Annotated in this window: 4 protein-coding genes; 2 read left to right on the plus strand and 2 right to left on the minus strand. The window is 70.3% G+C overall.

Annotated features, from left to right (window positions below; genetic code table 11):
• Positions 1–85 precede the first annotated feature (85 nt).
• Positions 86–1,375, plus strand: a complete 1,290-nt coding sequence (locus G6022_RS17130) for a YibE/F family protein (protein ID WP_179523540.1) — start codon at positions 86–88, stop codon at positions 1,373–1,375.
• Positions 1,376–1,384: 9 nt separating this feature from the next.
• Here the strand turns inward: G6022_RS17130 and G6022_RS05235 are convergent, their stop codons facing one another.
• Together G6022_RS05235 and G6022_RS05240 are read right to left on the minus strand one after the other, a co-directional pair.
• Entirely contained in the window at positions 1,385–2,638 is a 1,254-nt protein-coding gene (locus G6022_RS05235) for a pyridoxal phosphate-dependent aminotransferase (RefSeq protein WP_179523539.1), read from the minus strand.
• A gap of 72 nt (positions 2,639–2,710) precedes the next feature.
• Entirely contained in the window at positions 2,711–3,802 is a 1,092-nt protein-coding gene (locus G6022_RS05240; protein ID WP_182639117.1) for a helix-turn-helix domain-containing protein, read from the minus strand.
• A gap of 67 nt (positions 3,803–3,869) precedes the next feature.
• On the opposite strand from G6022_RS05240, the gene G6022_RS05245 reads away from it, so the two are divergent.
• A complete protein-coding gene (locus G6022_RS05245) occupies positions 3,870–5,708 on the plus strand; it encodes an NAD(P)/FAD-dependent oxidoreductase (protein ID WP_182639119.1) in 1,839 nt (612 codons plus the stop codon).
• The last annotated feature ends 231 nt before the right edge of the window (positions 5,709–5,939 follow it).

A 5,939-nucleotide genomic window follows, 5' to 3' on the forward strand; every position in this document is an offset into this window, starting at 1 on the left:
CGGTCGACCGCGCCCGGGTGGCCGTCCTCCGACTCCGACCGTCCTCCGACTCCGACCGGGCCCGGCGCGGGTTAGGGTTACCGGCGTGAGCGACCGGCCAGCGACCCCTCCCCGGCACCGGCACCGGGTCGAGCGCCCCCGACACGGGTCCCGCCTCGTTCCGTCCGGCGGCGCCGGCCGGATCACGGTGGTCGGACTGATCCTGGGCGCGGTCGCGACGATGATCGGGGTGGCGCTGCTCTGGCCGACCTTCCAGGACCCCGAGCTGGACCCGTACTTCGCCCAGTCGTCCGGGTCCTCGGTGGTGACCGAGCGGGGCGAGGTCGTGTCCACCGAGGTGGCACCCTGCGGCTCCCCGGACAACGGTCGGGTGCTGCCCGGTCCACCGCTCGAGCCCCGGTTCCCCGGCCCGGAGTGTCCGCGCTCGATCGTCCGACTCGACACCGGCCCGGACGCCGGCCGACAGGTCCTGCTGGAGATACCACCCGGGCCCGGATCCCCGGACCTCGGTGAGGGCGACCAGATCCAGCTGGGCCGCTCCCCCCAGGGGGCCACCGACACCTATGCCTTCGAGGACTTCACCCGCACCGTGCCCATGGCGTTGTGGCTCCTCGTGGGCGCCGTGGTGATGGTCGCCGTCGGGCGGTGGAAGGGACTGCGGGCCCTGATCGGGATCGCGGTGGCGCTCGTCGTCGTCGTGGGGTTCGTCCTCCCCTCCATCCTCGACGGCAACCCGGCCATCCTGGTGGCCGTGGTCGGCGGCTCCGCCGTGCTCTACCTGGTGATCTACGTGGTCCACGGGATCAACCTCAAGACGCACGCCGCGCTGCTCGGCACCCTGTCGGCGATGCTGGCGGCGGCGTTACTGAGCTGGGTGGTCATCGAGACCACCAGGATCACCGGGCTGAGCGGCGACTCCACGACCCAGGTCCAGGTGTTCGTGCAGCACGTCTCGCTGACGGGACTGCTGCTCGCCGGCTTCATCATCGGCGCCCTGGGCGTGCTCAACGACGTCACCGTGAGCCAGTCCGCGACCGTGTTCGAGATGCGCCACCTCGACCCGCACGCCGGACCCGTCCAGGTGTTCCGGTCGGCGATGGGGGTCGGACGCGACCACGTCGCCTCGATGGTCTACACCCTGGTGTTGGCGTACACCGGGTCGGCGCTGCCGCTGCTGCTGCTGTTCTCGCTGGGGACCCGCTCGCCGCTGTCGATCCTCACCTCCGACGTCGTGGCCGTGGAGCTGATGCGGTCGCTCGTCGGCGCGATCGCCCTCGCCCTGTGCGTCCCGCTCACCACCGCGGCAGCGGTGTGGCTCTCCCGCGACGTGACCCCGGAGGAACTGGACCGGGCGACCGTGGGCGCGCGGCACTGAGCGCCCGGACTACTGGCGGTACGAGGCCAGGAAGTTGCCGATCCGCTCGATCGCCACGGCCAGGTCGCGGCCGGCGGGCAGCGTGACCACGCGGAAGTGATCCGGGTCGGGCCAGTTGAACCCGGTGCCCTGGGTGACCAGGATGCGTTCGCGCTCGAGCAGGTCCAGCGCGAACAGGCGGTCGTCGTGGATCTCGTGGACCTCCGGGTCGAGCCTGGGGAACACGTAGAGGGCGCCCATCGGCTTGACGCAGCTCACCCCGGGGATCGAGTTGAGCTTCTCCCACGCGATGCCGCGCTGCTCGTGGAGCCTGCCCCCGGGCTCGATCAGCTCGTTGATCGACTGGTACCCGCCGAGTGCCACCTGGATGGCGTGCTGCGCGGGCACGTTGGGGCACAACCTCGTCGAGGCCAACAGCTCCAGACCCTCGAGGAACCCGGCCGCGTGCGCCTTGGGGCCGGTGATCGCCATCCAGCCCGCCCGGTAGCCCGCCACGCGGTACGTCTTGGACAGGCCGTTGAAGGTCAGGACCAGAAGATCGTGCGCGAGCGAGGCGATGGAGGTGTGCTGCGCCTCGTCGTAGACGATCCGGTCGTAGATCTCGTCCGCCAGGATGAGCAGACTGTGCTCGCGGGCCAGGTCCACGATCCCCTGCAGGACCTCCCGGGAGTAGACCGCCCCGGTGGGGTTGTTGGGGTTGATCACGACGATGGCCTTGGTCTTGGGCGTGATCTTCGAGGCGATGTCCTCGAGCGACGGGTTCCAGTCGTCCTGCTCGTCGGCGAGGTAGTGGACGGGCCTGCCCCCGGCGAGTGAGGTCATGGCGGTCCACAGCGGGTAGTCCGGGGCGGGGATGAGGACCTCGTCGCCGTCGTCCAGCAGCGCCTGCATCGTCATGGTGATCAGCTCGGACACGCCGTTGCCGAGGTAGATGTCCTCCACGTCCAGCTGCGGGAAGTCGGGGACCAGCTCGTACCGCGTGAAGATCGCTCGACGGGCCGACAGGATGCCCTTGGACTCCGAGTAGCCCTGCGCGTGGGGCAGTGCAGCGATCATGTCGCGCATGATCACGTCCGGCGCCTCGAACCCGAAGGGGGCGGGGTTGCCGATGTTCAGCTTGAGAATCCGGTGACCCTCCGCCTCGAGCTGGTTCGCCCGCGCCAGCACCGGGCCGCGGATCTCGTAGAGGACGTCCTTGAGCTTGGACGACTGGTCGAGCGTGCGCGGCTGGTGGAGCGTGCGTCCCGTGTTCTCCGGCGTCATGACTGCTGATTGTGCCACCTCGGTCGGACGAGGTTCCGGCCGCGCCGAACCGCGGTGTCAGATCCCGTGGCCTCAGATCCCGTACCGCAGGTCGATGATGGCCGGGATCTCCGAGAGGGGCAGGAGATCGTCGGGATGCTCCACCGAGAGGAAGTCCACGCAGCCTCGCTCGTGGGAGGCCAGGGCGTACGGCTGGGAGTCGATCGACAGGCCGGTGAGCTGACGGAGCCTGCGGACCTCGCCCCTGACGGTCGCCGTGGCGTCCCTGTCCCCGTAGAGCGCCTCGGACAGGGAGCGCGCGGTCCACGCCTCCCGGGACGCCAGGAGCGCGAGCAGTTCCGCCCTTCGCGGGGTGAGGTCGACCGTCGACCCGTCGGCCCGGATCACCGACGGCCTCCACCCGAGCAGACGGATCTCCGTCACCGGGTTGTCGCCCCGATCCGTGCTCTCGTCGGGGCCGGGTCCGGGGCGCGAGCCCGCGTCCGGCGGGCGGGGGTCGTCCGGGGACGGCCCACCCACTCCGTTCGCGAGCAGCGTCTCGGCCAACCGGGTACCGCAACGGACCAGCGCGGCCGTCTCGGAGCTCGAGAAGCGGACCGGATGGGAGACGTCGAGGACCCCGAGGATCCTGCCGCGGGCGTCCCGGACGGGACTAGCCGTGCAGGTCCAGCCGTGATGGGCCCGGACGTAGTGCTCGCCCGCGGTGGCGTGGGTCAACGTCCCGGTCTCCAACGCGAGGGAGATGCCGTTCGTGCCGATCCCCCGTTCGGACCAGTCCGCGCCCTCGGCGAACGCGATCGAGTCGGCGCGGCGGAGTACGTGGGGACTTCCCGACCGCCAGAGCAGGCACCCCCGCGAATCGGTGAGGACCACCAGGTGCCGGCCCGCGGCGGAGGTGTCGGACACCGAGGCCACCACGTCCGCCGCGATGTGGCGCAGGGGTGTGCGCTGCCGCGCGTCGGCGACCTGTTCGCGGGTGAGCACGCGGGCCGGCATTTCCTGGTCCGGCGAGATCCCGGCCGCTCCGCTGCGCCTCCACGCCTGTAGGACCCGCGAGTCGAGGTCTGAGGTCGCGCCACCGGAGAGCGCGATCCCGTGGGCCCTGATGGAGCGCTCGGCGAAGGCCCGGGGGTCGGAGAACCGCAGGGCCGGGTGCAACGACATTGCCACCCCTGGGGAAGAAAGTGTGATCTACGTCATTGCCGAAGCTACACGACACGAAGGAGCGGACATGACCCAGACGACAGACGCACCGGCCGACCGGGGTGGGGCGGGCGGCGCCGGTTCAGGCGCGGACGCCACGGTCGAGAGGTGGCTCGGGGAGTTCGACGAGGCCCTCCGGGCGGGGGACGCGGAGCGGGCCGCGCAGCTGTTCGACCCCGAGGGCTACTGGCGCGACTTCGTCGCCTTCACATGGAACCTCAAGACCCTCGAAGGGCGGGAGGAGATCCGCGGGATGCTCGAATCCCAGCTGGCCGCGGTCTCGCCCTCCGCCTGGAGGCTCGACGACCCCGCGAGCGCGTCGGGTGACGTGACCGAGGCGTGGGTGACCTTCGAGACCGCGGTCGGCCGCGGATGGGCCCACCTCCGCTTGCGCGACGGCAAGGCCTGGACCCTCCTGACCACGATGCAGGAACTCAAGGGCCACGAGGAGAAGAGGCGCCGGACCCGGGACCAGGGCGTCGAACACGTCATCCGCAAGGGGCGCACGACGTGGCTCGAGAAGAAGCAGGAGCGCCAGGAGACCCTCGGATACACCGAGCAGCCGTACACGGTGATCATCGGCGGAGGCCAGGGCGGGATCGGGCTCGCGGCCCGACTCAAGCGGCTGGGCGTGCCGACCATCGTGATCGAGAAGAACGAGCGGGCCGGCGACTCGTGGCGCAAGCGCTACAAGTCACTCCACCTCCACGACCCGGTCTGGTACGACCATCTCCCGTACATCCCCTTCCCCGACGACTGGCCGGTCTTCCCGTCCAAGGACAAGGTCGGGGACTGGCTCGAGCACTACACCGCGATCATGGAGCTCGACTACTGGTCCGGTACGCAGTGTCTGACCGCCGACTTCGACGAGGAGTCCGGGACGTGGCGGGTCGAGGTGGACCGGCGAGGCGAGAAGGTGGAGCTCCGCCCCACCCAGCTGGTGTTCGCGCTCGGGGTCTCCGGCTACCCGAACATCCCGCACGTCGAGGGCGCGGACTCGTTCACCGGCGAGCAGTGGCACTCCTCGGAGTTCACCGGTGAGGGGGACGTGGAGGGCAAGCGGGCCGTGGTGATCGGCTCGAACAACTCGGCCCATGACATCTGCGCCGCGCTCTGGGACCACGGAGCGGACGTCACCATGGTCCAGCGCTCCTCCACCCACATCGCGCGGAGCGAGTCGCTCATGTCGCTGGCGCTCGGACCCCTGTACTCCGAGGACGCACTGGAGGCGGGGGTGACGACCGAGAAGGCCGACATGCTCTTCGCCTCCTGGCCCTACCGCCTGCTCCCCGAGGTGCAGATCCCCGTCTACGAGCAGATGGCGGAGAAGGACTCGGAGTTCTACGGCCGGCTCGACGAGGCCGGATTCGAGCTGGACTTCGGGGAGGACGGGTCCGGCCTCTTCCTCAAGTACCTCCGGCGCGGTTCGGGGTACTACATCGACGTCGGTGCCAGCCAACTGGTGATCGACGGTGAGGTCGCGCTGGCGCGCGGGCAGGTGACGCGGATCCGGGCCGACGGGGTGGAGCTGGACGACGGGAGGATCCTGCCCGCCGACCTCATCGTCTACGCCACCGGGTACGGCTCGATGAACCAGTGGTTGACCGATCTCGTGTCGCAGGACGTCGCCGACCGGGTGGGCAAGGTCTGGGGATACGGTTCCGACACCACCCGGGACCCCGGGCCCTGGGAAGGGGAACTGCGCAACATGTGGAAGCCGACGAACGTCGAGCAGCTCTGGATCCACGGAGGCAACCTGCACCAGTCCCGCCACTACTCCAAGTACCTGGCCCTGCAGCTCAAGGCGAGGATGGAGGGCGTGCCCACCCCCGTGTACCAGGTCCAGCAGGCGCACCACCCCTGCTGACGGCGGGAGCCGTCAATGCACCTGCGGCCCGTGATCGGGGTGTCCGATCACGGGCCGCAGAGGCGCCTGGGGGGGGTGCTCAGCCCAGGGACAGGCCGTAGCCGCCGGGCTTGGTCGAGCGGGGGATCGAGTTCCCCTTCCCGGGTGCGGCCGGGGCAGCTGCCTCGGTGGTCGCGGCGGCGGACTCCGATTCCTCGGCCGAGGTGTCCGACGGCGACGCGGAGTCGGGCT

This window comes from Dietzia sp. Cai40 (genome assembly GCF_014145165.1).
Classification (GTDB): Bacteria; Actinomycetota; Actinomycetes; order Mycobacteriales; family Mycobacteriaceae; genus Dietzia; species Dietzia natronolimnaea.